Here is a 24,911-nt window from a genome sequence, read left to right as displayed (position 1 = left end):
GACCCGTACCGGACCGCCCTACCGGACCCGGTGGGCTTAATTCCCCCCGCGAGTCTATGCAGGTACGTATGGTCGATGTCACCGAGACCGGGGTCGACGGCCTCGATGCGATTCTCAACGGGGGCATCGTCGAGAACTCGACGGTGCTGGTGAGTGGCAACCCCGGCACTGGCAAGAGCATCTTCGGGATCCAGTACCTCCACAGCGGCGTCGAGGAGTTCGACGAGAAGGGTATCTACATCTCCTTCGAGGAGAACGCCGAGGACATCCGGCAGGCCGCGGAGTCGATCGGCTTCGACAACTGGGGCGAACTGGTCGAGAACGGTGACATCAAGGTGTACGACAAGTCGACGATGCTCCGCGAGGAGGACTTCAACACCGCCATCGACCACCTGTTACAGGACTTCGCCGGCACCAGCTACGACCGGTTGGTGCTCGACTCGCTGACGATGTTCAGCCTCTTTTTCGACACCGAGAAGGAGAACCGGACCTACCTCCTGAAGTTCTCGGACATCCTCAAGAAGAACGGGCTGACCTCCCTGCTGATCAACGAACAGGGCGCCGTCTTCCCCGAGACCGAGATCGGCCTGGAGAACTTCCTGACCGATGGCAACATCTACTTCATCCAGACGCCGACCGACAACGGCGTGAACCGCTACGTCTGGGTGGCGAAGATGCGCAAACAGGACATCAACACCGACATCTTCCCCATGGAGATCGGCGAGGGCGGGATCACCGTCTACGACCGCGCCGGCGGCTTCTCGATGATGGGCAACGAAGAACAGCCCGGCTTCTAACGCTGGCCGTCCGCCGACATTCGACGCCAGACCTCGTCCAACGTGTTGGCGACCTCGGAACGCCGCTCGACCTCAACGCTCAGGCCGTCCCGGAAGTCGACGGTGAGTTCTTCGACCGAGCGCCGGTACACCCTGATCCGGCGGTGCTCCTCCGAAAGGGGCCGGTCGTGGAGTTCGAGCAGGTCCGCCTCGGTGAGTTCCTCGATACGCCGGTAGCAGGTGGCGATCGGCACGCCGAGTTCGTCCGATAGCTCCTGTGCGGACTTGGGTTCACTCGCGGCTTCGAGGATCTCCGGGTTGTACTTGTGGCCAAGCACCTCGATGATCTCGTCCGCGGCCATTCGTTATCGCAGATGAGACCGGGTCGCAAAAACGTACCGCCATCCGAGAGGAACGGCGAACGGGGCCGAGGGGCCCTGTCGGTGCCGGGGAGCGGCCGTGACCGCCGGGCTACTCCTCGGTGATCGTGCGGTCGTCGGCGTCGAGTTCGCCGCGGTAGATCTTCGAGCCGTCCTGAGCGACCTGCCGGGCGAGTACGGCACACTTGATCCGCATCGGCGACACGTCGACGCCGAGGAGGTCGACGATGTCGTCGGTGTCCATCGCCTGTAGCTCGTCGATGCTCTTGCCGGGGAGTTCCTTGGTCAACAGCGACGCCGCCGCCTGCGAGATCGCACAGCCGTCGCCAACGAAGGAGACCTGCTCGATGGTGTCGTCGTCGTCGGCCAGCGTCACGTCGACCTGGATCGTGTCGCCACACGAGGGGTTCTCCCCCACGTGCGAGAAGTCGGGGTCGGAAAGCTCCCCGTAGTTGCGCGGGTTCTTGTAGTGGTCGAGGATCTGCTGGCGGTACATGTCGCCACTCATGTCCCGAAACAGGTGGTTTCGGCGGAAAAGGGTTCCGGGGTCGGCAGTCCGGTCGGCGCCGCCTCAGGCGAACAGCTGTCGGGCCGTGTCGACGGCCTCGATCAGTTCGTCGATCTCGTCGGTCGTGTTGTAGAGGTAGAACGACGCTCGCGTCGACGCCGGCACGTCGAGCACGTCGTGCAGCGGCTGGGTACAGTGGTCGCCGGCGCGGACGGCGACGCCGTGGTCGTCGAGGATCGAGGAGAGGTCGTGTGCGTGGACACCCTCGAGGTTGAAGCTCACCAGCCCCCCGCGGTCGGTCTCGGGGCCGTATATCTCGATGTCGTCGAACTCGTTCAGCCGCTCGTAGGCGTAGCTCGCGAGCTCCCACTCGCGGCGCTCGATCGCTTCCATCCCCACGTCTTCGAGGTAGTCGATCGCCGCCGTCAGGCCGATCGCCTCGGCGATCGGCGGGGTTCCGGCCTCGAACTTCCAGGGCAGGTCCTCCCACGTTGCGCCCTCGAACTCGACGCGGCGGATCATCGAGCCGCCGACGAGGAACGGCGGGAGGTCCTCCAGCAGGTCGCGCTTGCCGTAGAGGACGCCGATCCCCGTCGGTCCGAGCATCTTGTGGCCCGAGAAGGCGTAGAAGTCGGCATCGATCTCGGCGACGTCGACGGGGCGGGTCGGCACCGCCTGTGCGCCGTCGATAAACGAGAGCGCGCCGTGTTCGTGAGCGATCTCCGTGATCTCGGTGACGGGGTTGACCGTGCCGAGCGTGTTCGAGACGTGGACCGCACTCACCATCGCGGTGTCGTCGTCGACCTTCGCGCGGAAGTCGTCCATGTCTAGTCGGCCGTCGTCGTCGATCTCGACGTAGCGGACCTCCGCACCCTGTTTCTCACAGAGCTGTTGCCACGTCACCAGCGAGGCGTGGTGCTCCATCTGCGTGGTGACGACGTTCTGGCCGGGCTCGAGTTCGGTCAGGCCCCACGTGTAGGCGAGGAGGTTGAACGCCTCGGTGGTGTTCTTGGTGAAGACGATCTCCTCGCGCCCGTCGGCGCCGATGAACTCGGCGACTCGGTCGTGGGCCTGTTCGTAGGCCACGGAGGCCTCCTGACTCAGGCTGTGGATGCCGCGGTGGACGTTCGAGTTGTACTCGTAGTAGTACTCGGTCATCGCCTCCACGACCTGCCGGGGGGTGTGGCTCGTCGCGGCGTTGTCGAGGTAGTACAGCGGCTTGTCGTCGCCCTCGTCGGGACCGGGCACGGTCACGTCACCGCCGATCTTCCGGTCGAGGATCGGGAAGTCCTCGCGGATGGCCTCCACGTCGAGGCCGCTCACGTCGGATGTAGCCATTGCCGGATACAGGGGTTCGAGGGGCAAGGGGGCTTCGGTAGTGGGGGAACGACGCGTGGCCGGGAGCAGGATTCCCAATCAATATAGTGTCCATCTGTGGCAATCCCCCATCAGTATAGCCGGTGGGAGGATAGCCCGTCGGCCCTTTTGTTGTTTTACAGGGAGACGTTCAGCCGACCCGAACGCGTTGTCACACCCACGACTTAGCATTCCGGCACCGCTCCCGGCTGACCGTTGCCCCGCTCGTCCCACACGGGCGGGCTTCCTCCCGCCGTTCTACACCGCCTAGCGCCACGCTCGCCTCGCGTACCGCTTGTCGTGAGTGGCGAGCGAGCCAAACAGAACCGAGCAGTGCCGGCCGAAATCGGCCATCGGCCACGACCCTATATCTGCAACAGTTGCGCGTGGCGGGTCTCGCCGACCTCGAGCACCGTCGCCTCGTCGATGAGGCCGGCTTCGACGGCGACGCCGACGGACTCCTCGCCGACGAGGTTGGCCACGGACGCCCGTCGAAGCCCGGCGACGACGGCGTCGGCGTCGGCCTCGACGGCGTTCTCGCCCCCGTAGAACGACTCCTCGACGGTCAGGGAGATCTCGCCGCTCTCGAACGTCTCCCCGAGCAGGCCGGGATCACAGACGGAGACCAGCAGGCCCCGCTCGGTCTGTCGTTCGCGGAGGAGCATCTAGAACTCCTCGACCATCTGCTGTTCGGCCTCCTCGCGCATCTCCTCGGCGCGCTGTCGCACCTCCTCGGCTTCCTCCTCGCGGCCGACCTCCTCCAGTGCCCGGACCTTCTCCTCGAGCACTTCGGCGTTCCCCATCCCGAGTCGCTGGGCGTTCTCGAAGCAGTCGACGGCGTCCTCGGCTAGCCCGCGTTCGAGCAGGAAGAACCCGCGGTTGTACCACGCTTGGGCGAACCGGGGGTCGATTTCGACGGCGTTCTCGGCGTGGCGCAGCGCCTCCTCGCTCTGGCCGAACTCCCAGAGCGCGTAGGCGAGGTTCGTCTCGGCGGTGGCGGCGTGCTCGGAGTCGTCGTCGATGTCGATGGCCTCCTTGTACGCGCCGATGGCGGCGTCGTACTCCTCCAGCTCCGCGTGGGCGGCGCCCTTGTTGACCCACGCCTCCTGTTCCTTGCTCGGGTCCTCGGCGAACTGGGCGGCGCGCTCGAACGTCTCGGTCGCCTCCTCGAAGCGGTTGATCCGGGTGTAGGAGACGCCGACGTCGATGAGTTGGTCGGTGTCGACCTCGTCCTTGGCGATGTTTCGTTCGTCGAGCAGGTCCGACAGCACCCGTGTGTCCACGGGGTCGACCTTCGCGGGGTCGACTTTCAGCTCCGGCGGGTCGAGGTCGAACTCCTCGAACTCGTCGGGGAGCCCCTGCCCCTCCGAGAACTGGTGGTCACGGTCCTCACGGGGGTTATCACTCATTACCCGCGGTTCGTCGTCGTCGGGGGTAAGGGTTACGCGTCCGGCCCCAACGTTTAGCGCCCGTCGGGACCTGTAGCGCGTATGCGACTGTTCTTCGCCATCGACCTCCCCGAAGGACTCACGCAGCCGTTCGCCGCCCTGCAGGACGACCTCTGCGGTGCCGACGGACTGCGATTCACCGACCCCACACAGGCCCACCTGACGATGAAGTTCCTCGGCGACGTGCCCGAGGAGGAAGCCGGGAACGGCGAGCGAGGCGACGGCGGCCCGACCGTCGCCGACGCGAAAGCCGCCGGCGCCGCCGCCGTCGATGCGGCTGATCTGCCGCCGTTCGAGGTCGAAGTCGGCGGCCTCGGGGCGTTCCCCTCCGAGGAGTACATCTCGGTGGTGTGGGCCGGCGTCCGCGACGGTGCCGCAGACCTCGAAGCGCTCGCGGCCACACTCGAAACCGAGGCGACCGACCGCGGCTTCGACGCCGCCGAGAAAGAGTTCACACCGCACGTCACCCTCGCGCGGATGGACGACGCGCGCGGGAAGGACCTCGTACAGGACTACCTCCGGAACACCGACCCGACGGTCGGGCGCTTCAGGGTCGACGAACTGCGACTCGAGCGCTCGGTGCTGACCGACGAGGGCGCTGACTACCGGACTGTCGCGCGCTTTCCGCTCTGACCCGCACGCCGGCGCCGCCGGGCCGTGCGAACTTCTGTCCTTACGCACGCAACAGTTATCTCCTCCCCGAGCGGATACTGAGCTATGGAACTCCCCAAGATTCAGCAGTACGCGGGCGGCCGGACCGTCGACGCCGACATCGCCGCCGAACAGCTTCGGGCGCGCTACGCGGCGCTCCGGGCCCGGGCGGCCGAGAGTGAGGAGGCCGCCGTCGCGCGCCACCAGATCGCCGAACGCACCCTCGACCTGACCGAGGAGTACTTCCCCGCGGAAGTGGCCGCGCGGCGTCGCCGCGTCGCCGCTGCCGGGTTCGCGGCCGGCCTCGTCGTCGGCGGCGTGATCGGCTCTCGACTCCGCCGCTGACCGGCGTAATCGACCCCACAGTGTTCCGGCGAATCACGGTTTCCCGGTCCGGTACGGTTTTCGGCGCCCGCACCCCAGTCGGCCCATGATCGACGTTCCGCTCACCGGCGAGGCCGAAGCGATCGCACGTCAGCGCTACGAGGCCGCACAGCGCCGCTGCGACCGCGAGGCGTCCACGCCCGACGAGTACGCCCGGCGCGCGCAGGCCGGCGTCGGCGTCGGTACCTTCGCGCTCGCGTTCGACGGCTTCGAGGCCGCCCACGACGCCTTCGGCCGCGCCGCCGACGACTACCGCGAGAGCGTCGAAGCCAGGATCGCCGACCCCGCGGGCACGGACTACGCGGCGATCCCGCTGCACGCCTGGCGCGGCACGTACGCGGCTCTGCTCTCGGCAGATCCCGGCCGCGTCCGCGCGATGGCCGACACCGTCGCGATGGTCGACCAGCAGCCCGAGCCCGGCGTCCTACTCGACGACCACCCGTACCACTACGCCCGAGCGGTCGCCGCCGCGGCCGCCGGCGACGACGAGGACGCCCGCGAGGCGCTGGCCGGGACGGCTCCGAACAACGAGTGGGCCGAATCTTCCACGGCTGCCCTCCGTTCCGCCGTCGAAGGCGACCGAGCGGCGTTCGAGCCTGCGCTGAACCACCTGATCGAGGCCGCCCACGAGCGCGCCGAGAGCGGCAGCGAGATGGACGTGCGAGCGATGGTGTTCGCCCCCGAACCGACGGCGCTGGCGCTGATCGCGTGGCAGCGAAAGATGGGCTACGACCCTGGAAGCCGGCTGGTCCCCTCCGCGTTCCTCTGGCAGACGCTCCCGAAACTCCGGAACTGAACCCGGTAGGCGAAGCCGGGTTACTCGAAGTCGGCGGCGTCCACCGCCTCGAAGGCGGTCTCACAGGGCGGACCGTCGGCGAACTCGAAGGCGACCCCGCCGTCGGCGTCGAGGGCGAGCACGGCCGCCGAAACCGTCCCGTAGCCGTTTTCGTGGACACAGACGCCGTACTCGTGATCTCCGAGAACCGCCTTCGCGCGGTCGAGCCACTCCGTGCTGCTCTCCTCTGGGTGGGCGAGGAGTTCGGTCCGGACCGCGGCGGCGTCGGCGGCCTGTTCCTGCCCGCGCTCGGCCTCCCCGACCGGAATCGCGGGCGCGTCGCTGGCGCCGACGTTGACGATGACGTGGACGCCCGGCTCCAGTTCGCGGGTCAGGAGGCGGCCGTCCCACTCCAGCAGGTAGGCCGCATCGGCGTCGGCGAGCACGAGGTTGAACCCCGCGTACTCGGCCTCGGCGACCTCTTCCTCGACCAGTGCCAGTGCTGCCTCGGCGGAGGGCTGTTCGAGGGCGTCACGGACGAGCAGCCCCCGGGAGCGCTCGCCGGCGAGGTCGGCGTCGGTCCAGCGGTTGGTGATCCCCACGAACAGCCCCGACTCGTTGTATCCCAGCCACGTGCCGCCGGCTTCGGCGTCACGCGGGGCGATCACGGTCGGGTCGTCGTTGATCCGGGCGGGTGGCTCGGAGGGCCGGTCACGTCGTTCGTCGCGGTTGGCGGCGACGGCGACGGGAGCGTCGTCCAAGACCTGCCACGCGAGCGTCAGCGTACACACGGGGCGACGTACGCGCGGCGGACGTTTAAGCCCCCTGCGCGCGACCGGTCAGTGATGCTCGAAGGCGTCAACGTCGCGCTCGGAGTCACGGGCAGCATCGCCGCCGTGAAAGTCGTGGAGTTGGCCCACGAACTCCGTCGACAGGGTGCGGCGGTGCGTGGTGTCCTCAGCGAGGGCGCACAGGGGATCGTTCACCCGTGGGCCGTCGAGTTCGCCACGGCCCACGAGCCGATCACCGAACTCACGGGCCGGGTCGAACACGTCGAACTCTGTGGCCGCGATGGCTGGGCGGACGTGCTCCTGATCGCCCCCTGCACCGCCAACACCGTCGGGAAGATCGCTGCAGCGGTCGACGACACGCCGGTGACGACGACGGCGACGACCGCCCTCGGCGCGGACGTGCCGGTCGTCATCGCGCCGGCGATGCACGAACCGATGTACGATCACCCGGGCGTGCTGGACGCCATCGAGACCGTCGAGTCGTGGGGCGTCGAGTTCGTCGACCCCCGTATCGAGGAGGGGAAAGCGAAGATCGCCACCGAGGAGGCCATTGTCACCGAAACCGCTCGCGCGGCCGCCGATAACCCCCTCGACGGTGACCACGTCGTCGTCACCTCCGGCGCGACGAGCGAGCCGATCGACCCGATCCGGGTGCTCACCAACCGCGCGTCGGGGAAGACCGGGCGGGCGATCGCCCGGGGCTGCCACGTCCTCGGCGCCGACGTGACGCTGGTCCACGACGGCGACGACGTGCCGTACGCCGACGTACACCAGGTCGAGAGTGCCGCGGAGATGCTCGATGCGGTGCTCGACGCCGCCGAGGGCGGCGCCGACGCGCTGATCTCGGCGGCGGCGATCTCGGACTTCACCGTCGACGCCGCCCCGGAGAAGCTGAAGTCCGGCGAGGAGCGAACCCTCCCTCTGACGCCCGCGCCGAAGCTCATCGACGCCGTCCGTGAGGCCCACCCGACGCTCCCGATCGTCGGGTTCAAAGCCGAGACGGCGGGGGGCCACGAGGCGCTCGTCTCGGAGGCCCGGCGGATTCAGGATCGATCGGACCTCGCGTTCGTCGTCGCCAACGACGCGAGCGTGATGGGCGACGACGAGACGCGGGTGCTGTTCGTCCGGAACGGCGGCTACACGGAGTTCACCGGGAGCAAGACCGCCCTCGGCCTGCAGGTCGCCCAGGAACTGGCGGCGGAGTTGGGGAGCGAATAGGGACGGTCGCTACTGCCGGCGTCCGCCGTGGCCGATGCCGGCTCACTAGTGCCGGCGTCCGCCGTGCCCCGGATAGTCGCGCTCGAACCGATCCCCGATCTCCTCGCCGGAGACCGCCACGATCACGGGGCGACCGTGCGGGCAGGCGTAGGGGTTCTCACAGCCGTCCAGCGCCGACAGCAGGTCGCTCACCGACCCCTCGGTGAGCGAGGTGTTGCCCGTCACCGACGGGTAACACGCGAGGTCGGCGAGCAGGTCGTCGACGGCGTCCTCGACGGGCGCACCGCCGTCCTCTTGGGTGACGAACGCCGAGAGCACGTCCCGCAGCAGTTCGGGGTCGAGCGTCGTCGAGAACACCGTCGGCACGGCCGTCACCTCGACTGTGCGATCACCCGCCCGATGAGCCTCGAACCCGATATCGCCGAGCGCGTCGACGTAGCGCTCGAACAGTTCGGCCTCGCGGGCGGTGAGTTCCAGACCGACCGGTTCGGCGAGGCTCTGACTCGCCATCCCGTCGGCGAACGCGCGCTGGAGGCGCTCGTAGTTCACCCGCTCGTCGGCGGCGTGCTGGTCGATCAACACCAGCCCGTCGTCGCTCTCGGCGACGACGTAGGTGTCGTGAAGCTGTCCGAGCACCCGCAGCGACGGCAGCGAGTCGAACTCCCCACCCGCCTCGGCGGTGCCCCCGCCGAGCGCCTGCTGGGTCGCCGTTGAGAACGACCGCTCGCGGTCCGCGGACCGCTCCCGATTCGGGGCCGAGGACTCGTCCGTTCGGCTCGGCTCGGGCGTAGAGGGTGACGACGGCGACGGCGACGACGATAGACTGGGGCCCGACCCATCGTCGCCGGGCGTGTCGGCCTCGGTGTCGTCAGTCGGCGTCGAACCCCCGGAATCGCCCGTTCGGGTCGAACTCGGTCGTCCCGTGGGCGAACGGCTCGATCCACCGGAGAGGTCGACCGTCCAGTCGTCCGCCTCGTCGTCGGCGTCGGGCGGGTCGGTGGACGGCGACGCCGCCACCGAGGTCGGTTCGTCGTCTGCGTCGTCAGCGTCGGGGTCAGCGTCGTCGCTCCAGTCGTCGATCGCCGTGTCGGTCGCGCCGTCCGGCGACGTCTCGTCGGACAGCCCGGAGTCGGGGACACCGAGCCCGGATCGCTTCTCCGTCGTCGTTCGCCGCTCCGTCCGGCGCTCGTCGACGCCGCTCGCTTCCTCGTGAGCGGTATCGGCGCCGCCGACGACCTCGTCGGTCTCGCTTCCGGGGCGGATCGGTGTCTCGTCGGCCTGTGAGCGCCCGCGGGGGGCCGAGGTTCGGATCAGGCCCTCCGCGAGTAGCGCCTCCTCAACTGCCTCGCTGACGGCCCCGCGCACGCCCGCCTCGTCGTCGAATCGGACCTCCATCTTCCGCGGGTGGACGTTCACGTCGACCGTCGCAGGGTCGAGTTCGACGAACAGCACGGCGAAGGGGTAGCGGTCCGGCGCCAACTGCCCGCCGTAGGCGTCGAGGACGGCCTCACGGAGCGCAGAGGCCGTGACGTAGCGGTCGTTGACGAACGTCGAGAGGTACTCCCGGCCAGCGCGGGTGGTCTCCGGGTGGGAGACGAGCCCCTGCACCGAGAGGACGGGGGCGTCGATCTCGGTAGCGTCCGCCTCCACTCCGGCCTCCTCGGCGCGCCACTCCACGTCGACCATCGACTCCGCGACCTCGCGACCGTACGTCGAGAGCACCGTCGAGCGGAGGTTCCCGGTGCCGTCGGTGGCGAACACCTCGCGGCCGTCGTGTTCGAGCGAGACGGCGACGTCGGGGTTGGCCAGCGCGTACTGCGTGACGACAGTGTTGACGTGGTCGAACTCCGTGGCGTCGGTCTTGAGGAACTTCCGCCGCGCGGGGACGTTGTAGAACAGGTCCTCGACCTCGACGACGGTTCCCTCGGGACAGCCAGCGGGCGAGGGGTCGCCGATGTCGCCGCCGGCGACGGTGAGTTCGTGGCCCACCTCGCCGCCGCGGGGCTTCGACCGGACCGTCGTCCGCGAGACGGCGCCGATGGCCGCCAGCGCCTCGCCGCGGAAGCCGAGCGTGCCCACGCCGGCTTCGAGGTCGCCGATGTCGCCGATCTTCGAAGTGTGGTGGTCCCGGACCGCCAGATCGAGTTCGGCGGCGGTCATGCCGACCCCGTCGTCGCGCACGCGGACCCCGTCCTTGCCGCCCCGGTCGACGGCGACGCTGACGCGGGAGGCGTCGGCGTCGATGGCGTTCTCGACCAGTTCCTTGACGACTGAGGCGGGTCGTTCGACGACTTCGCCGGCGGCGATGCGCTTGACGGTCGCGTCGTCGAGTGCAGCGATGCTCGGTCCGTCATCCGTGGCGTTCGTGTCGTCGGCGTCGTCCGCGCTCCCGCCGTCGTTCCGCTTCTCACCCATCGTCAGAGCAGCCCCGCACGCTCGATGGCGCGCTTCTGGGTGGTGTTGAGGTCGCGCTCGATGGCTTCGGTCGGTTCGACCCAGACCGCCCGGACGTGGTCGCCGGCCAGCGTCGCCGCCTCGGTCGGGCTGTGAGCGCGGTAGATGGCGGCGAAGGCGCCGCCCTCCTCGATCTCCCACGCGGTGTTCAGGACCGGGCCGTCGACGGTCGCGTCGAGCCCGGTGGTCCCGCGGATCGCGCGCTTCAGGCCGGTGATGGGGTTCTCGCCGACGCGGAGTTGGCCGCCGGGGAACTCCCAGACGCCGTTGGCGTTCTCGAGCAGCAGCAGGCGGTCGTTCGGGCCGAGCAGCACCGCCTTCTGGGTGACGGCGAAGCTGTCGGTCACGCCGACCCCTCCGCGTCGACTGACTGTCCGTTCATATCGGGGACACACACCCCGTCCCAAAGAACGATGCGCTCATTGGGCCGTCGACACGCGTCGTCGAGACCGCCGAAAGCGCGCCGGCCCCAGCGGTGTTTCGAGCCAGAGGGGACCGCGCTAGCCGGTCACTGCGTCCATGTCGCGACCGTGCTCACGCTCGATCCCATGCCCGCACTCACTTCGTACTTGACAGCGAGGTCGCTCTCCGCGTACTCCGTCGGCACCTCGTAGAAGCTCCAGCCGGCCAGCTCCGCCTGCTCATCGAGGTCGCCCTCGATCGGCTCGTACCAATCCTCTCGGATCGAATCGTCGACGTACGTGCTACTGCCGACGCTGTTGCCCTCGGCGACGATGCTGAAGTCACTGGTCGATGGCGTCGACGTGTAGTCGCCGTCGTTGCGCTGCGTGAAGCGGAACTGCACTGCAACGTACTTGTTGCCGTCGTCGGGCTGTGCCTCCTGAACCTCGTCTTCCCAGTCGTCGTAGACAGTGACGGTGTCCTGTACCCGAAGGTCCGAGACGACGATGTTCGCGTTGCTGCTGGACTTGAGCCGGTCGCCCATCGAGAGGTCCGCCCCTTGGAAGTCGACCTGCCACTCGTTGCTGAACGGCTGGAGCCGATACGTGTGCTGGCGGTTGTAAACCGAGAAGCTAGTGAGCGTGACCTCCGTCGACTCACCCGCCTCGATCTGGCGTTCGACCACGCCCCCGGTTCCCCGGTCGATATCCAGATTCGCGTGGGTCGTCGCTGTCGAAAGCTGTGCCCACGTCCCGTCAGCGTCCCACTGAGCCACCCCTCGGAGTGTGCCGGCCGCGTCGCCCTCGTTCGCGACCGTCGCCGTGAGCTCGTAGTCTCGGCCGAGCGCTGTCGTGTCGGGTGCGTCGATCGACTGAAGCGTCAGTTCCGGGAGCGAACGTTGGTCACCGTCGTGCTCGGCAGTCCAGACCCGTTCGGGAAGGGTCCCGGTTTTGTCGGCCTGACCGGTAATCTCGATCGTCCCGCGTGCCGTTTCGCGCGGGACTTTCGCGAGGTAGTAGCCTGTCACCGACTCGCTCGGGGAGATTTCCGGCAGCCCGCCGCTGTAAAACCGACTGCTGGAGCGGCCCAAGACCGACCGGGGGGAGCCCTCGCCGTCGCCGTACCACTCAGCGTCGTTGATGCCTATCGTGCCTCTCGCAGCGGTGGTCGTCGACGTCCCCGTGTTCTCGACGGTGACGGTTACGACCGCGAGGACGTGACCCGACGGCGCCCCGAACGCGCCGACCTCTTCGTAGGTCGAAAGCCCACTCGATCGGGACGTGGGGTAGAAAACCGACTCCTGAACGGCCACGTCATCGACCGTCACGGCCAGATCCTCACCGAGGGCGAGCGTCTCGCCGACGCCGGCCGTCTCCGGGGCGGGCCGAACCGTGACCGAGGCGTCCGCGTCGGCGAGACCGAACTCGTAGTCGTCCACCGTATCGAACGCCGGGGCGGAGACCTCCGTTTCACCGGTCTCGCCCGGGGGAACGTCCGAGATAGTGAACGACGCCTCGAACGAGGTCGTCCCATCCGAGCCGTCCTCCGTCCCTTGGCTTTCTGTCACGAGCTGAACGGTCCCTTCGTAGCTCCCGGTCTCGCCGCCGACGTTCGTCGCCGCCGCCGTGAGCGAGAACTCCGAACCGACGGTCACACTGCTGGGGGCAGCCAGCGTGACTTCCTCGAACTCGGCGGGCCCGGTCGGCGTCGCCGTGTCCCCCGATTCGCTATCGTCGGACGGTCCATCCGTTGCACTACTGTCCCCATCGTCGCCAGTGAGAGAACTACAGCCGGCTAAGACAGTCGACAGTCCAACGGTTCCAGTAAAGAGAAGCTGTCGTCGCTTCATCAGTTGGCCCCAAGAACCCACCCTAAATATAACCTGTTGTGTCGACATAAACCGCGACCGCAGATGCCCCGGCCGCCGCTTCCGACCCGTCAATCCTCTTTCAGGCGTTGCTGTAACTCCTGCAACCGCTGAGAGAGTTCGATCGGGGGGGTGCTGTTTACGTCCATCTCTCGGAGTTCACGAACCGCATCGCGTTCGGCCTCGGTCAATCGGTCGTCGCCGTCTGCCTGCGTAGCGCCGGCCTGCTCCCCAGACGGTGGGGCTTCGTTCTGGATTTCTGCCTGCTCAAGGTCGAAGACGACCTGCCGGGAGCCAGAATCGCCGCTCTTCACGTCGATGGCTTTGTCCTGCTGGAGTCGGTCGAGGATCTCGTCCGCTCGATCGGTCACTGGGCTGGGGACGCCCGCGAGTTCGGCGACGTTGATACCGTAGGAACGATCGGCCGCGCCCTCCTTGACCGTCCGCAGGAACGTCACGTCATCGCCCTGTTTCTTGGCGTCGACGTGGACGTTCGCGACGCCGTCGAGGTGGTCGCCGAGCGCGGTCAGTTCGTGGTAGTGTGTCGCAAAGAGTACTTTGGGGCCGGCAGGGGTCCCCTCCGTGCGCGGGTCGTTGCCCCGATGGAGATACTCCGTGGCGGCCCACGCGATCGAGATGCCGTCGTAGGTCGCGGTCCCGCGGCCCACCTCGTCCAGAATGACCAGCGAGTCCTCCGTCGCGGAGTGGAGGATGTTGCTCAGTTCCTGCATCTCGACCATGAACGTCGAGCGCCCCTGTGCGAGTTCGTCCAGCGCCCCGACGCGGGTGTAGATGCCGTCGACGAGGCCGACCTCGGCGGATCGGGCGGGGACGAAGCTCCCGGCTTGCGCGAGCAGGGTGATGAGCGCCGCCTGGCGCATGTACGTTGACTTCCCGCTCATGTTCGGCCCGGTGACGATCAGGAACCGCCGGTCGCGGTCGAGGTGGAGGTCGTTCGGGACGAACTCCGTGGTGGTCTCGACGACGGGGTGCCGGCCGGCTTCGACGCGCAGCGCGTCGCCGTCGGTGAGTTCGGGGCGTGTCCAGTCGTTCCGGGCGGCGTGATCCGCCAGCGAGGCCAGCGCGTCCACCTCGGCGATGGCGCGGCCGGCGTCCTGCAGGAGTTCGGCGTGGTCGGCGACGCGCTCGCGGAGGTCCTCGAACAGTTCGTACTCCAGTTCCCCGCGGGCCTCCTCGACTCGCATGATCTCGCGTTCCTTCTCCTCCAGTTCCTCGGTGACGAACCGTTTGGAGTTCTTGAGCGTCTTCACCTCGCGGTAGTGTTCGGGCACTTGGTCGGCGACGCTCTTGCCGACCTGGATGTAGTAGCCGTCGGTCTTGTTCCGGTCGACGGTGACGTGGGAGAGGCCGTGTTGCTGCTTCTCCCGATCCGCGAGCGTGTCGAGGAACTGTTCGAGTTCCTCGTGGCGTTCGATCAGTTCGTCCAGTTCCTCGTCGTAGCCCTCCCGGAAGATGCCCCCCTGTGTGACCGTCTTCGGCGGGTCGGGCCGGAGCGCCGTCGCGAGTTCCTCACGGAGCGCCGCGGCAGCGCCCCGGTCGGGCTTTTCGAGCACCGCGGGGAGCGGGGAGTTCGAGAGCGGCGTGCCGTCGATGGCGTCGGCGAGCGCCGGGAGCACGCCGAGAGTGTCCTGCACCGAGCGTAGGTCGCCGGCGTCGGCCGACCCGGAGGCGGCGCGGGAGGCCAGCCGCTCGAGGTCGTAGGCGTCGTCGAGACAGTCCCGCAGCGCTTCCCGGGCCAGCGCGGCGCTGGCGAGCGCCTCGACGGCGTCGTGGCGGCGAGTCAGGAGTTCGCGGTCGCGGCGCGGCCGAGTGAGCCACTCCCGGAGCAGCCGTCGGCCGGGCGAGGAGACGGTGGCGTCGACGGTGTCGAACAGCGAGCCGTCGCTGCCCCCCTGCATCGTCTCGACCAGTTCGAGGTTGCGCTGGGTTGTCGCGTCCAGATCGAGGTGGTCGTCCGGGCGGTAGTGCTGGAGTCGGCTCATCGCCGCGTCGACGCCGAGGCCGGTCTCCTCGACGTACGCGAGGACGGCGCCGGCGGCTTGAACTGCGGGGGAGTCGCTGTCGAGGCCGACGCTCTCCAGCGTGGACTCGCCGAACCGGTCACGAACGCGATGGCGCGCGCGGCCGGGCCCGAACTCGTCGCTCGGCCGGAGCGTGTGGGTGGCGTCGAGGCGCTCGCCGAGTCGGCTGAGGAGGGCGTCGTCGTTACGAACGGCGGGACCGGGAAGCAGTTCGGAGGGGGCGAAGCGGTAGAGTTCGGCGCTCGCGGCGTCGGCGTCGTCGACGGCCGTGACGAGGAAGCGGCCCGTGGTGATGTCGGCGAACGCGAGGCCGTACTCGCCGGTGTCACCCTCGACAACTGCGGCGAGGTACTGAGCGTCGTCGTCGGTGGTCTCGACGAGGGTTCCGGGGGACGCGAGGCGGGTGATCTCGCGGTACTTCGAGCCGTCGTCGGCGTCGAACTGGTCGGCGACGGCGACGCGGTAGCCGCGCTCGACCAGCGCGGTCAGGTAGGGGGTGAGCTCCGAGAGCGGGACGCCCGCCATCGGGTAGGAGGAGCCGTGGGAGGACTTCTGGGAGACGGTGAGGTCGAGTTCGTCGGCGACGGTCTCGGCGTCGTCGGCGAACAGTTCGTAGAAGTCCCCACACTGCATCATCAGGAGATCCGCGTCGGTCTCGGATTTGAGGGAGAGGAACTCCCCGACGATACCCTGCGACATGGACTGCCCTCGGCGGGTCGGCGGCTAAAGCCCTGCGGGTCGGCGCGTGTGGGTCGCGGGCGCCGAGGAGCGCCACGGCTCGCGGGTCGGTGTCTCGACGATAAAGTCCGCCGTGGGTGAACGGCCACGTCTGGCCGACCACACGGCGATGCGCGCATCGCCGCGGTGCCCCCCCGATAAGGCCCCTACCCCGAACCGGGGCGGCATCGCGACAGCCGAGCTAACGGAAGCAAAGTATAAGTGTTTCGTGGGAACCGGACGGCCGCTCAGCCCTCGATCAGCCGTTCGAGCTGCTCGGGCGGCACCGCACCGCGGGCCGCGTGCCCGTCGGCGGCGAACGTCGGCACGCCGGTCACGCCGCGGTCGCGAGCCTCCTGGAACTGCGCTTCGAGGCGGTCGGCCCACTCCTCGTCGATGGCGGCCTCCCGGATCTCCGCGCCGTCGAGGCCGACCGACTCGGCCACGTCGGCGATCACGTCGAGGTCGCCGATATCGCGGTGGTCGTCCCAGAACGCCTCGAACAGCGCGTCGTCGAACGCCGCGAACCGCTCGGGGTGCTCCTCGCGCACGTAGAAGGCGGCCTGCTGGGCGTCCCACGAGTCGGTGTCGGGCACCGCGTCGATGTCGGTGTCGACGCCGTACTTCTCGCTGAGGCGCTCGACGTTTTCCCGGACGCGGTCGAAGTACTCCTCGTCTTTCCCGTCGTCGGCCTCCGCTTCGATCTCGCGGTTCTCGTCGCGGCGGTAGCCACGGAGGTCGAAGGGATGCCACTCGACGTCGAGGGGCGCCTCGCGGCCCTCGCGGTACTGTTCGAGGGAGGCACGCCCGAGGTGACAGAACGGGCAGACGTAGTCCGAGAACACCACCACTTCGTCGGCGTCGTCGCCTCCGGCGTCGAAGACGTCGTCGGTCTCGACGACGCCGTCGGAGTCAGTCATACAGCAGTCCATGAAACACGCGGTGAAAAGCTCCGGGGTAGCGGTCCGAGCGCGGCGAACTTTCAAGAACCGACCACCCCAGCCCCGCGTATGGACACGCTCGTCAGGAACGCCACGCTGCTCACGATGCGTGGGGACCGACTCGGAATCGTCGACGACGGTGCTGTCGGCATCGACGGCGACCGGATCAGCTACGTCGGCCCCGCCGCCGAGGCACCGGAACCGGGTGACGCGGGCACCGTCGACGCCGAGGGCGGCGTCGTCATGCCGGGGTTGGTGAACGCCCACACCCACATGTCCCACACGCTGCTGCGCGGCGCCGCACAGGACGTGCCCGAGATCGAGTGGATGAACCGCGCGCTCGGGCCGCTCTCTGCGGCCGCCGACGAGGGCGACCGGATCGCGGGCGCCCGACTCGGCGCGATGGAGGCCGTCCGCGCCGGCGCGACGACGGTTTGTGAGTACGCCGGCGACGTGGGGACACTCGCCGAGGAGGTGTACCAGCCCCTCGGCGTCGGCGTCGTCGCCGTCGAGACGATCAACGAGGTCCCCGACGAGCGCGGCGACCTCGGGCCCAGAGAGCTCTACCCCTTCGACCGCGAGCAGGGCGAGCGGGCGCTTGCCCGCGCGGATCGGTTGTTCGAGTCCTTCGCGGACGACCCGCTCGTCACGCCCGCCTACGGGCCACAGGCGCTGGATATGGTCTCGCCCGAACTCCTCGACGCGGTCCACCAACACGCGCGTGAGCGCGACGCGAAGCTCCACCTCCACACCGCACAGGGCGAGCGGGAGGCCATCCAGGTCGAGGAACGCTACGGCGCGGACGCTTCGACGGTCTCGGTGCTCTCCGACCTCGGGGTCGTCGACGACGCGCTCGTCGCGGTCCACTGCCACGGCGCCAGCCCCGAGGAGCGCCGCCACCTCGCCGAGAGCGGGGCGTCGATGCTCGGCTGTCCCTCCTCGATCGCGGCCATCGACGGGATCGTCCCCCCGGTCGCGGAGTTCCGGGAGTACGGCGCCGCCGTCGGCATCGGCACCGACCAAGCACCCGGCCCGGGCCACCACTCGATGTTCCGCGAGGCCCGGACTGCGGCAACGCTCTCGAAGGTTGAACACACGGATCCGACGGCGCTGACGGCGCCCGAGGCGCTGCGGCTGGCGACTGTCGGCGGCGCCGAGGCGCTGGGTATCGCCGACGAGGTGGGGACGCTTGCGCCGGGCACGCGAGCGGATCTGCTCGTCGTCGAAACCGACCAGCTCTCGACGGCGCCGGCCGTCGACTCGCCGCTCCACACCGCGGTGCCGAACCTCGTCTACTCGACGACGGGACGGGAGATCAGGGACGTGTTCGTGGCCGGGGAGTCGGTGGTCCGGGAGGGGACGTTCGTCGACGCCGACCCCGCGGCGGCCGTCGAGGAGGCGACCGAACGCGCAGCGGCGCTGTACGAACGGGCCAGCGACGACTGGCGCGCCGCGGGGTCGGCGCTCGTCACGGCGGTCGACGAGGGCTGGCTCTAGCGGGAGTCAGTGGTCGTGGCCGTGGTCGTCCGTGTCGGCGTCCTCGGCGCCGTCGGTGCCCCCGTCCGTGACATCGTCGCCGGCGTGGCTGGTGAGCGGGCCGAGCCCCGAGGTGGGGTCGAAGCCGTCGATCGGCGTGACGGAGTAGTCGACGGTGAGCGTGTCCCGGGTGGCGCGGATCTTGCCGACGAACGTCGAAATCTCGGCCAGCGAGCCCTCTAACACGAACAGTTCCATGCAGTGGTGTTCGCCGACGTGGGAGTGGAAGTTCGAGTCGACCAGCCCCTCGTGTTCGTGGCGTAGTTGCATCATCCGCTCCTCGACGCTGGTGGTCTCGTGGTCGAAGAGCACGGTGACGACGGCCATGAGGTCGCGGTCCTCCAGTCGGCGGTCCTCGAACTCCCCGAGCAGGTTCCGGGCGGCCTCGCGGACGACCTCGCTCCGGCCGGTGTAGCCGTGTTCCTCGGAGAAGCTGTCGATCCGTTCGAGCAGTTCCTCGGGCATCGAGACGCTGACGACGGTCATGTAGCAACTCAAGCGCTGTTCGTTATTAATCCTTAGCAGTCCGGGCCGGTTCCCCAAGCCGTATCCCCGCACCGGCGCTCGTTCCGGTGGATGATCCACGTCCACGCGACGTTCCCGATCGACCCCGAGAAGCGTGCGGAAGCACTCGAGAACGCGGCCGAACTGGTCGAGGCCTCCCGCGCGGAGGCGGGCGTCCTCGAATACGACGCCGCCACCGACGTGCTGGAGCCGAACACGCTGCGTTTCACCGAACTGTACGAGGACGAGGACGCCTTCGGCGCCCACAGCGAGAGCGAGCACTTCGAGGCGTTCGAGGCGGAACTGCCCGACCTGCTGGCGGGTGAGCCGGACGTCGTGCGCTACGACGTGAGCGAGCGCACCGAACTGGACGTCTGAACGGCGCCGAAAAACGGGTTCCGGAGGCGGAGTTCTGCTGTCGGTCTAGCGGACCGAGTCGAGGAGCAACTGCTGCTCGACGCGCTTGACCTCGTGTTGGACATCGCGGACGGCGTCGATGTTCGCGGAGATGCTGGAGATACCCTCCTCGACGAGGAAGTTCACCATCTCGGGCTTGGAGCCCGCCTGCCCGCAGATGGACGTATCGACGTCGTACTCACGGCAGGTCTGGATGGTGTCGGCGATGAGTTCGAGCACGGCGGGGTGGAGTTCGTCGAACCGCCCGGCGACGTGCTCGTTGTTCCGGTCGACCGCCAGCGTGTACTGGGTCAGGTCGTTCGTGCCGAAGGAGGCGAAGTCGATGCCCTGCTCGGCCATCTCCTCGACCATCAGCGCGCTGGCGGGGGTTTCGATCATCACGCCCCAGTTGCGCTTCTCGGTGTCGATGCCGGCGTCCTCCATCAGCTTCTTGGCCTGAATGACGTCCTCGGCGTCGTTGACCAGCGGCAGCATGAGCTCGACGTTGTCGTAGCCCATGTCGTACAGCTTACGGAACGCCGCGAGTTCGTGCTTAAACACGCCGGGCTTAGCGAGGCTGCGGCGGATGCCGCGCCAGCCGAGCATGGGGTTGTGCTCGTTGGGTTCGTCCTCGCCGCCCTCCATCGAGCGGAACTCGTCGGTCGGGGCGTCGAGGGTGCGGACCCGCACGGGCCGGGGGTAGAACTCCTCGGCGACGCCCTGGATGCCGTCGACCAACTGCTGCTCGTAGGCCTCGCCGCCCTCCTCCTCGATGTAGCGTTCGGGGGTCTTACCGAGCGTGAGGACCATGTGCTCCATGCGGAGCAGGCCGACGCCGTCGGCGCCGGTCGCGGCCGCGCGTTCGGCCGCTTCCGGGATCGAGACGTTGACTTTCACTTCGGTTGCGGTCATGGGTTTGACGGGCGTCTTCGGGCGGACCTCCTCGACGGGTTCGTGGTCCGGTTCGGCCGGCTCCGTACGCCCCTCGATGACGGTGCCGCGGTCGCCGTCGATGGTGACGACCTGGTCGTCGACGAGTTCGCGGGAGCCGCTGCCGGTGCCGACGACGGCGGGCACGCCGAGTTCGCGGGAGACGATGGCGGCGTGACTGGTCATGCCGCCCTCGTCAGTGACGATCCCGGCCGCCCGCTTCATCGCGGGCACCATGTCCGGCATCGTCATCTCGGTGACGAGGATGTCGCCGTCACCGACCTTGTCCAGTTGGTCGAGTTCGGTGACCACACGGACCTCGCCCGAGACGACGCCCGGCGACGCGCCGAGGCCGCGAATCAGCACCTCGCCGTCGGCGCCGTTCTCGGCGGTCTCGCGCTCCTCTTCGAGTTCGGCGTCCTCGTCGTCGATGGTGGTGATCGGTCGGGACTGCAGCATGAACACCTCGCCGTCGACGATGGCCCACTCCACGTCCTGTGGCTGGCCGTAGTGGTCCTCGACGCGCTCGCCGAGCGTGACCAGTTCCTCGATCTCGTCGTCCGAGAGCACGCGGGCGTTTCGCCGGCCCGGCGGGACCGACTTCTCGACGGTCTCGCCGGTCTCGGGGTCCTTGATCATCTTGACCTTCTTGTCGGCGACCGTGACCTCCTCCACGGCCTCGCTCTTCCGGTCGTAGACGTAGTTGTCCGGGGAGACCGTCCCCGAGACGACCGCCTCGCCAAGCCCCCACGCGGCCTCGATGATGATCCGGGGCTCGCCCGTGGAGGGGTGGGACGTGAACATCACGCCGGACTTCTCGGCGTCGACCATCTCCTGGACGACGACGGCGATGTCGACGGCGTCGTGCGGGAAGTCCTTGCGCTCGCGGTAGTAGATCGCGCGCTGGGAGAACAGGGACGCCCAGCACTCCTTGACACGCTGCAGCAGGTTGTCGCGTTGGACGTTGAGATACGTCTCCTGCTGGCCCGCGAACGAGGCGTCGGGCAGGTCCTCCGCGGTCGCCGACGACCGGACGGCGACGAACGCGTTCTCGCCCAGTTGCTCGTAGGCCGCGAGGATCTCCTCACGCACTTCCTCGGGGAACGGGGTGTCCAGAATCAGTTCGTGTGCTTTGTCGGAGGCCGCCTTCAGCGCCTCGGAGTCCTCCGGGTCCACATCCATCGCCGCGAACAGTTCCTCGTCGATGCCAGCCTCCTCGATGAACGCCCGATACGTTCCCGCCGAGACCACGAATCCCGGCGGCACGGGCAGCCCCGCCCCGGTGAGTTCACCGAGGGAGGCGCCCTTCCCGCCGACAGTCTCCAGGTCTGCGGCGCGAACGTCGTCGAGCCAGAGTACTCCCATCGGGTGAAGATGTCGGTGTACGTCTAAAGAAGGTTCCGGACGATTGGGCCGACTCCGTCTCGGCCGACAGGTTACTGCGGGTCGTCGAGGTCGGCAGGGTCCGGCGGGAACTGCTCGGGACGGTCGTCCTCCTCGGGCTCTGCGGGCTCGACGTCGGGGATTTCCACGTCGATGTCTTCGAGATAGCCCTCCATCAGCGTCAGGCCGGCAGCCTTCGTCGGCGCGTCACCGACGGGGCCGTGTTCGGAGTCCACGAGCGTCCAGAAGCCGCTGTCGTCCTCGATGAGCTGGATCTCTCGCTCGGGTTCCTCCTCGGGGTCGGCCTCGGCGACCACGTCGCCGTCGGTGTCAGTCATGCCACCGCGTAACGAACACGCGGGGAAAAGCCGTTCGGGTCAGTCGCGTTACTCGAACACCGCGTCGAACGCCGACGCCCCCAACGGGTCGAACGTGCCGGCGGCGAGGTCCTCCCGGACGTGGCTCGGGCGACCCATCCCGACGAGCGCCGACACCACCGCCGGCGCCGAGCGCGCGAAGTTGATCGCTCGCTGGGCCGGGCTGTCGCCGGCCAACTCCGCGGCGACGTCCGCGGGGAGGCCGTCGACCAACTCCCCGCCCATGAGCGCCGAACTGGCGACCACCGAGAGTCGCTCGCGGTGGGCGAACTCCAGCGCGCTGACGGCCTCGCCGCTCTCTGGGTCCTCGTGGTTGTCGACGGTGAACGCGTCGGCCATGTGGACGTTGAACGGCAGTTGGAGCGCCTCGAACCCGTGGTCGTCGGCGTCGTGCCCGACCGCCTCGGCGGCCGCCCGGGCACAGTCGAGCACGCGGGCGAGCGAGAGGTACTGCTCGTGGTCGGCGGACACGCGGAACGCATCCCACGACGCCACGCCGTAGCGGCCGATCCGACCCGCGTCGATTTCCCGTTCGAGGTGCTCGAACGCCGCTCGCAGGTGGTCGTACACGTCCTCACGTGGGCGCGCCGACAGCTGAGTCTCGGGGTTGTGGACGTAGTAACAGTCCACCGCATCGACGCCCAGCGCGTCGAGCGAGCGGTCGAGCATCGCGTCGAGGAACGAGGGGCTGATCGCGTGGCTGCCGCGCGCGAGGTCGGCAGGGTCGACGATTCCCGGCTCGACGAACTGTTCCCGGACGTACGCCGCAGGGTCCGTCGGGCGCTCGCCGTCGAAGGGGACGAAGCCGCCCTTCGTCGACAGAAGGACCGACTCGCGGTCGGTGTCGGCGGCGGCGAGCGCGTCACCGACGACGCCCTCGGCGCGGCCACAGCGGTAGTCGGGCGCGGTATCGACGACGTTACAGCCGTTCTGCAATGCGGTGACGAGCGCGTCGTGGTGGCGCTCGTCGACGGCGGCGGTCGGGTCGCCGCGGTAGCTGCCGGCACCGATCGAGGAGACGACGCCCGGGCCGAAGCGGCGGAAGTAGGTGCGGCCGTAGCGGTCCCCGAACCGGTCGCGGTAGCGCCACGTCGCGTCGTGGGTCGCCATTGGTGGAGCGAGCGGTCCGACGGGGATATGGCTGCCGTTCGGCAGCGGGGAGCCGGCGGGAAACCGCTACACGTCGCCTTCGAGGCTGTCGAAAATGGCGTCGACCAGCGCCTCGCGGGACACCTCGGCGGCGGCCGGGAACTGGCCGCCACCCATCCGGGCGTGCCCGCCGGCGCCGGCGTTCGGTATCCCTTCGACCGCGCTTTGGAGCGCTCGGCCCATGTGGACCCGGTCGTCCCGGGAGCGTCCCGAGAGGTTCACCGTGCCGTCGCGTTCGCCGACGACGACGACGGCGGTGATCCCCTCCAAGGTGATGAGTTCGTCGGCGGCCTGCGGGATGGCGTCGGCGTTCGAGAGCGTCCCCACGTCGCTGACGGCGAACGATCCCTCGACCTGCCGGCCGGCGATGGCGCGGGCTTTCACGTCGAGGGTCTCGCCGCTGACCTGCGGGTTGGCGATCCGGTCGAGTGCGTCCTCGTCGACGCCGGGTGCGATCGAGGCGGCGGCGTTGAAGTCCTCGGCGGCCGCACCCGTCGTGAGGTGGCGGGTGTCGGCGAGAATCCCGTAGAGTAACCCCGTACACTCCCGGGAGGGGAGGGTGAAGCGCGCCTCGACCTCGCTCTCGTGAACGTCCGGCGGCACCGGCTTGCCGCCGACGTCGCCGAAGTACTCGGCGACGATGCTGGCGCTCGCGCCGTAGTCCGTCCGCACGTCGGTGAACTCCTCGCCGGTGCCCTCGCCGGGGTGGTGGTCGATGACGGCGAAGGGGAGGACGCCGTCGGCGCCCTCGAACCCACGGGGGTGGTTGTGGTCGACCAACACCACGGACTCGGCGGCCAACTCCGAGACGTGGTCGATCCCCTGGATGTCGAGGTCGAGGACGTTACGGAACGCGCGGTTCTCCTGGTGGCGGATCTGTCCGGAGAACTGGAGGGTCGGCTCGCAGTCGACCTGTTCGGCGAGTCGGGCGACGCCGACCGCCGCAGCCATCGCGTCGGGGTCGGGGTCGGGGTGCATCAAGACGGCGACGCGGTCCCGGTCCGCGAGCGCCTCCTTGAACCGTACGCCGACGGGTCGTCGATACCGGAGCAGGGCTAAGAGACCGGCTATCGCGAGCACGACCAACACGACGGCGGCGACGGCCAGTTCCGGGTTCCCCCGAGCGAACTGCTCAGCCCTCGCCACCGCGTCCGCATAGCCGCCGGTCTGCATACGGTCCCTGTTCGGCCGCCACCTGAAGTAGTTTCGCCACGCAAACGCCGAACTGCCTTAGTCGCTGCCGCCGAAACCGGCGACCATGGAGTTCGCGGCGCGCCGCGACCGGCTGGTCGAACGACTGCGTGAGCGCGGCGTCATCGAGCGCAACGTGACCGCCGAGGCGATTCGGGCGGTGCCCCGCCACGAGTTCGTCCCCGCGCCCCAGCGCGACGACGCGTACCGTGACAAGCCGCTCCCGATCGGCAGCGGACAGACCGTCTCGGCGCCACACATGGTGGCGATGATGATCGAACACCTCGGCCTCGAACGGGGCGACCGGGTGCTGGAGGTCGGGACGGGCTGTGGCTACCACGCCGCCGTCACGGCCGAAGTCGTCGGCCCGGGAAACGTCTACTCGGTTGAGTACGTCCCCGAGTTGGCCGAACGCGCCCGGGAGACGTTCGACCGGCTGGGGGACGACATCGCGGTCCGCACCGGTGACGGCCACGAAGGCTGGCCCGAACACGCGCCGTACGACGCCGCGTACCTCACCTGTGCGGCTCGGGAAGTGCCGCCAGCGGTCGTCAAGCAGGTCCGCGCCGGCGGTCGAGTGCTCGCACCCGTCGGCGACGGGAGCCAACAGCTCGTCCTAATGACCGTCCACGAAGGGGGCCGAACGGACCGCGAGACGCTCGAAGGCGTGCGGTTCGTCCGGATGCAGGGCGAGTAGTCAGACCCAAACCGCTTTTGCTCCGCTCTCCCGTGACA

The 24,911-nt window shown here is 68.8% G+C and carries 24 protein-coding genes; 8 read left to right on the top strand and 16 right to left on the bottom strand.

The genetic code is table 11. The annotated features are described in order from the left end of the window. The first annotated feature begins 68 nt into the window (after nt 1-68). The gene (locus NO998_RS03240) at nt 69-797 is read left to right on the top strand and encodes an RAD55 family ATPase (protein WP_267645600.1); all 729 of its coding nucleotides are present in this window, start codon (nt 69-71) and stop codon (nt 795-797) included. On the opposite strand, the gene NO998_RS03235 is transcribed toward NO998_RS03240, so the two are convergent. From NO998_RS03235 to NO998_RS03215, 5 genes are all read right to left on the bottom strand, one after another. Further along, nucleotides 794-1,138, bottom strand: a complete 345-nt coding sequence (locus tag NO998_RS03235) for an ArsR/SmtB family transcription factor (RefSeq protein ID WP_267645599.1) — start codon at nt 1,136-1,138, stop codon at nt 794-796. The two genes, NO998_RS03240 and NO998_RS03235, sit on opposite strands and share 4 nt — an antisense overlap. Before the next feature lie 109 nt (nt 1,139-1,247). Continuing rightward, nucleotides 1,248-1,664: an iron-sulfur cluster assembly scaffold protein gene (locus tag NO998_RS03230; RefSeq protein ID WP_267645598.1), complete on the bottom strand. Its 417-nt coding sequence runs from the start codon at nt 1,662-1,664 to the stop codon at nt 1,248-1,250. A 63-nt stretch (nt 1,665-1,727) separates the two neighbouring features. Next, nucleotides 1,728-3,002 carry an aminotransferase class V-fold PLP-dependent enzyme gene (locus NO998_RS03225; protein WP_267645597.1) on the bottom strand — a complete coding sequence of 425 codons (1,275 nt, stop codon included), beginning with the start codon at nt 3,000-3,002 and terminating at the stop codon, nt 1,728-1,730. 383 nt (nt 3,003-3,385) lie between these two features. Beyond that, complete coding sequence (locus tag NO998_RS03220) at nt 3,386-3,685, bottom strand: DUF424 domain-containing protein (RefSeq protein ID WP_267645596.1); 300 nt, start codon at nt 3,683-3,685, stop codon at nt 3,386-3,388. Next, nucleotides 3,686-4,429: a tetratricopeptide repeat protein gene (locus tag NO998_RS03215; RefSeq protein WP_267645595.1), complete on the bottom strand. Its 744-nt coding sequence runs from the start codon at nt 4,427-4,429 to the stop codon at nt 3,686-3,688. Between the two features lie 81 nt (nt 4,430-4,510). Here NO998_RS03215 and thpR point away from each other — a divergent pair, with 81 nt between their 5' ends. The 3 genes from thpR to NO998_RS03200 all read left to right on the top strand — a co-directional run bounded on the left by thpR (nt 4,511) and on the right by NO998_RS03200 (nt 6,299). Next, entirely contained in the window at nt 4,511-5,101 is a 591-nt protein-coding gene (thpR, locus tag NO998_RS03210; RefSeq protein WP_267645594.1) for an RNA 2',3'-cyclic phosphodiesterase, read from the top strand. A gap of 84 nt (nt 5,102-5,185) precedes the next feature. Beyond that, the gene (locus NO998_RS03205) at nt 5,186-5,464 is read left to right on the top strand and encodes a hypothetical protein (protein ID WP_267645593.1); all 279 of its coding nucleotides are present in this window, start codon (nt 5,186-5,188) and stop codon (nt 5,462-5,464) included. An 85-nt stretch (nt 5,465-5,549) separates the two neighbouring features. Further along, nucleotides 5,550-6,299, top strand: coding sequence for an Imm49 family immunity protein (locus NO998_RS03200; protein ID WP_267645592.1), 750 nt, complete (start codon nt 5,550-5,552; stop codon nt 6,297-6,299). 20 nt (nt 6,300-6,319) lie between these two features. Here NO998_RS03200 and NO998_RS03195 read toward each other — a convergent pair whose 3' ends face one another. Further along, complete coding sequence (locus NO998_RS03195) at nt 6,320-7,069, bottom strand: NRDE family protein (RefSeq protein WP_267645591.1); 750 nt, start codon at nt 7,067-7,069, stop codon at nt 6,320-6,322. 54 nt (nt 7,070-7,123) lie between these two features. Between NO998_RS03195 and coaBC the strand changes: the two genes are divergently transcribed. Further along, nucleotides 7,124-8,287 carry a bifunctional phosphopantothenoylcysteine decarboxylase/phosphopantothenate--cysteine ligase CoaBC gene (coaBC, locus tag NO998_RS03190; RefSeq protein WP_267645590.1) on the top strand — a complete coding sequence of 388 codons (1,164 nt, stop codon included), beginning with the start codon at nt 7,124-7,126 and terminating at the stop codon, nt 8,285-8,287. A 45-nt stretch (nt 8,288-8,332) separates the two neighbouring features. Here coaBC and mutL read toward each other — a convergent pair whose 3' ends face one another. The 5 genes from mutL to NO998_RS03165 form a co-directional block, all read right to left on the bottom strand. Continuing rightward, nucleotides 8,333-10,702, bottom strand: coding sequence for a DNA mismatch repair endonuclease MutL (gene mutL / locus NO998_RS03185; RefSeq protein ID WP_267645588.1), 2,370 nt, complete (start codon nt 10,700-10,702; stop codon nt 8,333-8,335). Between the two features lie 2 nt (nt 10,703-10,704). Continuing rightward, the gene (locus NO998_RS03180; RefSeq protein ID WP_267645587.1) at nt 10,705-11,088 is read right to left on the bottom strand and encodes an NUDIX domain-containing protein; all 384 of its coding nucleotides are present in this window, start codon (nt 11,086-11,088) and stop codon (nt 10,705-10,707) included. 161 nt (nt 11,089-11,249) lie between these two features. Beyond that, entirely contained in the window at nt 11,250-12,992 is a 1,743-nt protein-coding gene (locus tag NO998_RS03175) for a DUF4352 domain-containing protein (protein ID WP_267645586.1), read from the bottom strand. 89 nt (nt 12,993-13,081) lie between these two features. Next, nucleotides 13,082-15,751 (bottom strand): DNA mismatch repair protein MutS, encoded by a 2,670-nt coding sequence (gene mutS / locus NO998_RS03170; protein WP_267645585.1) that lies wholly within the window; start codon nt 15,749-15,751, stop codon nt 13,082-13,084. A gap of 266 nt (nt 15,752-16,017) precedes the next feature. After that, on the bottom strand, nt 16,018-16,689 hold the full coding sequence (locus NO998_RS03165; protein ID WP_267645584.1) for a DsbA family oxidoreductase: 672 nt from the start codon (nt 16,687-16,689) through the stop codon (nt 16,018-16,020). Nucleotides 16,690-16,779: 90 nt separating this feature from the next. Here NO998_RS03165 and NO998_RS03160 point away from each other — a divergent pair, with 90 nt between their 5' ends. Further along, the gene (locus NO998_RS03160; protein ID WP_267645583.1) at nt 16,780-18,207 is read left to right on the top strand and encodes an amidohydrolase family protein; all 1,428 of its coding nucleotides are present in this window, start codon (nt 16,780-16,782) and stop codon (nt 18,205-18,207) included. Nucleotides 18,208-18,213: 6 nt separating this feature from the next. Here the strand turns inward: NO998_RS03160 and nikR are convergent, their stop codons facing one another. Further along, a complete protein-coding gene (nikR, locus tag NO998_RS03155; protein WP_267645582.1) occupies nt 18,214-18,732 on the bottom strand; it encodes a nickel-responsive transcriptional regulator NikR in 519 nt (172 codons plus the stop codon). 90 nt (nt 18,733-18,822) lie between these two features. Between nikR and NO998_RS03150 the strand changes: the two genes are divergently transcribed. Continuing rightward, entirely contained in the window at nt 18,823-19,128 is a 306-nt protein-coding gene (locus NO998_RS03150; RefSeq protein WP_267645581.1) for a putative quinol monooxygenase, read from the top strand. Between the two features lie 45 nt (nt 19,129-19,173). On the opposite strand, the gene ppsA is transcribed toward NO998_RS03150, so the two are convergent. The 4 genes from ppsA to NO998_RS03130 all read right to left on the bottom strand — a co-directional run bounded on the left by ppsA (nt 19,174) and on the right by NO998_RS03130 (nt 24,158). Continuing rightward, nucleotides 19,174-21,441, bottom strand: coding sequence for a pyruvate, water dikinase (gene ppsA, locus NO998_RS03145; RefSeq protein WP_267645579.1), 2,268 nt, complete (start codon nt 21,439-21,441; stop codon nt 19,174-19,176). Between the two features lie 71 nt (nt 21,442-21,512). Further along, nucleotides 21,513-21,797, bottom strand: a complete 285-nt coding sequence (locus tag NO998_RS03140) for a hypothetical protein (protein WP_267645577.1) — start codon at nt 21,795-21,797, stop codon at nt 21,513-21,515. Nucleotides 21,798-21,845: 48 nt separating this feature from the next. Beyond that, nucleotides 21,846-22,946: an aldo/keto reductase gene (locus tag NO998_RS03135; RefSeq protein ID WP_267645576.1), complete on the bottom strand. Its 1,101-nt coding sequence runs from the start codon at nt 22,944-22,946 to the stop codon at nt 21,846-21,848. Between the two features lie 66 nt (nt 22,947-23,012). Beyond that, the gene (locus NO998_RS03130; RefSeq protein WP_267645574.1) at nt 23,013-24,158 is read right to left on the bottom strand and encodes a DHH family phosphoesterase; all 1,146 of its coding nucleotides are present in this window, start codon (nt 24,156-24,158) and stop codon (nt 23,013-23,015) included. A gap of 85 nt (nt 24,159-24,243) precedes the next feature. On the opposite strand from NO998_RS03130, the gene NO998_RS03125 reads away from it, so the two are divergent. Beyond that, the gene (locus NO998_RS03125) at nt 24,244-24,873 is read left to right on the top strand and encodes a protein-L-isoaspartate(D-aspartate) O-methyltransferase (RefSeq protein ID WP_267645573.1); all 630 of its coding nucleotides are present in this window, start codon (nt 24,244-24,246) and stop codon (nt 24,871-24,873) included. The last annotated feature ends 38 nt before the right edge of the window (nt 24,874-24,911 follow it).

It is taken from the genome of Halolamina litorea (assembly GCF_026616205.1).
Classification (GTDB): Archaea; Halobacteriota; Halobacteria; order Halobacteriales; family Haloferacaceae; genus Halolamina; species Halolamina litorea.
The sequence above is the reverse complement of the archived record's forward strand: the minus strand, read 5'-3'. Positions and strand labels throughout refer to the sequence as shown.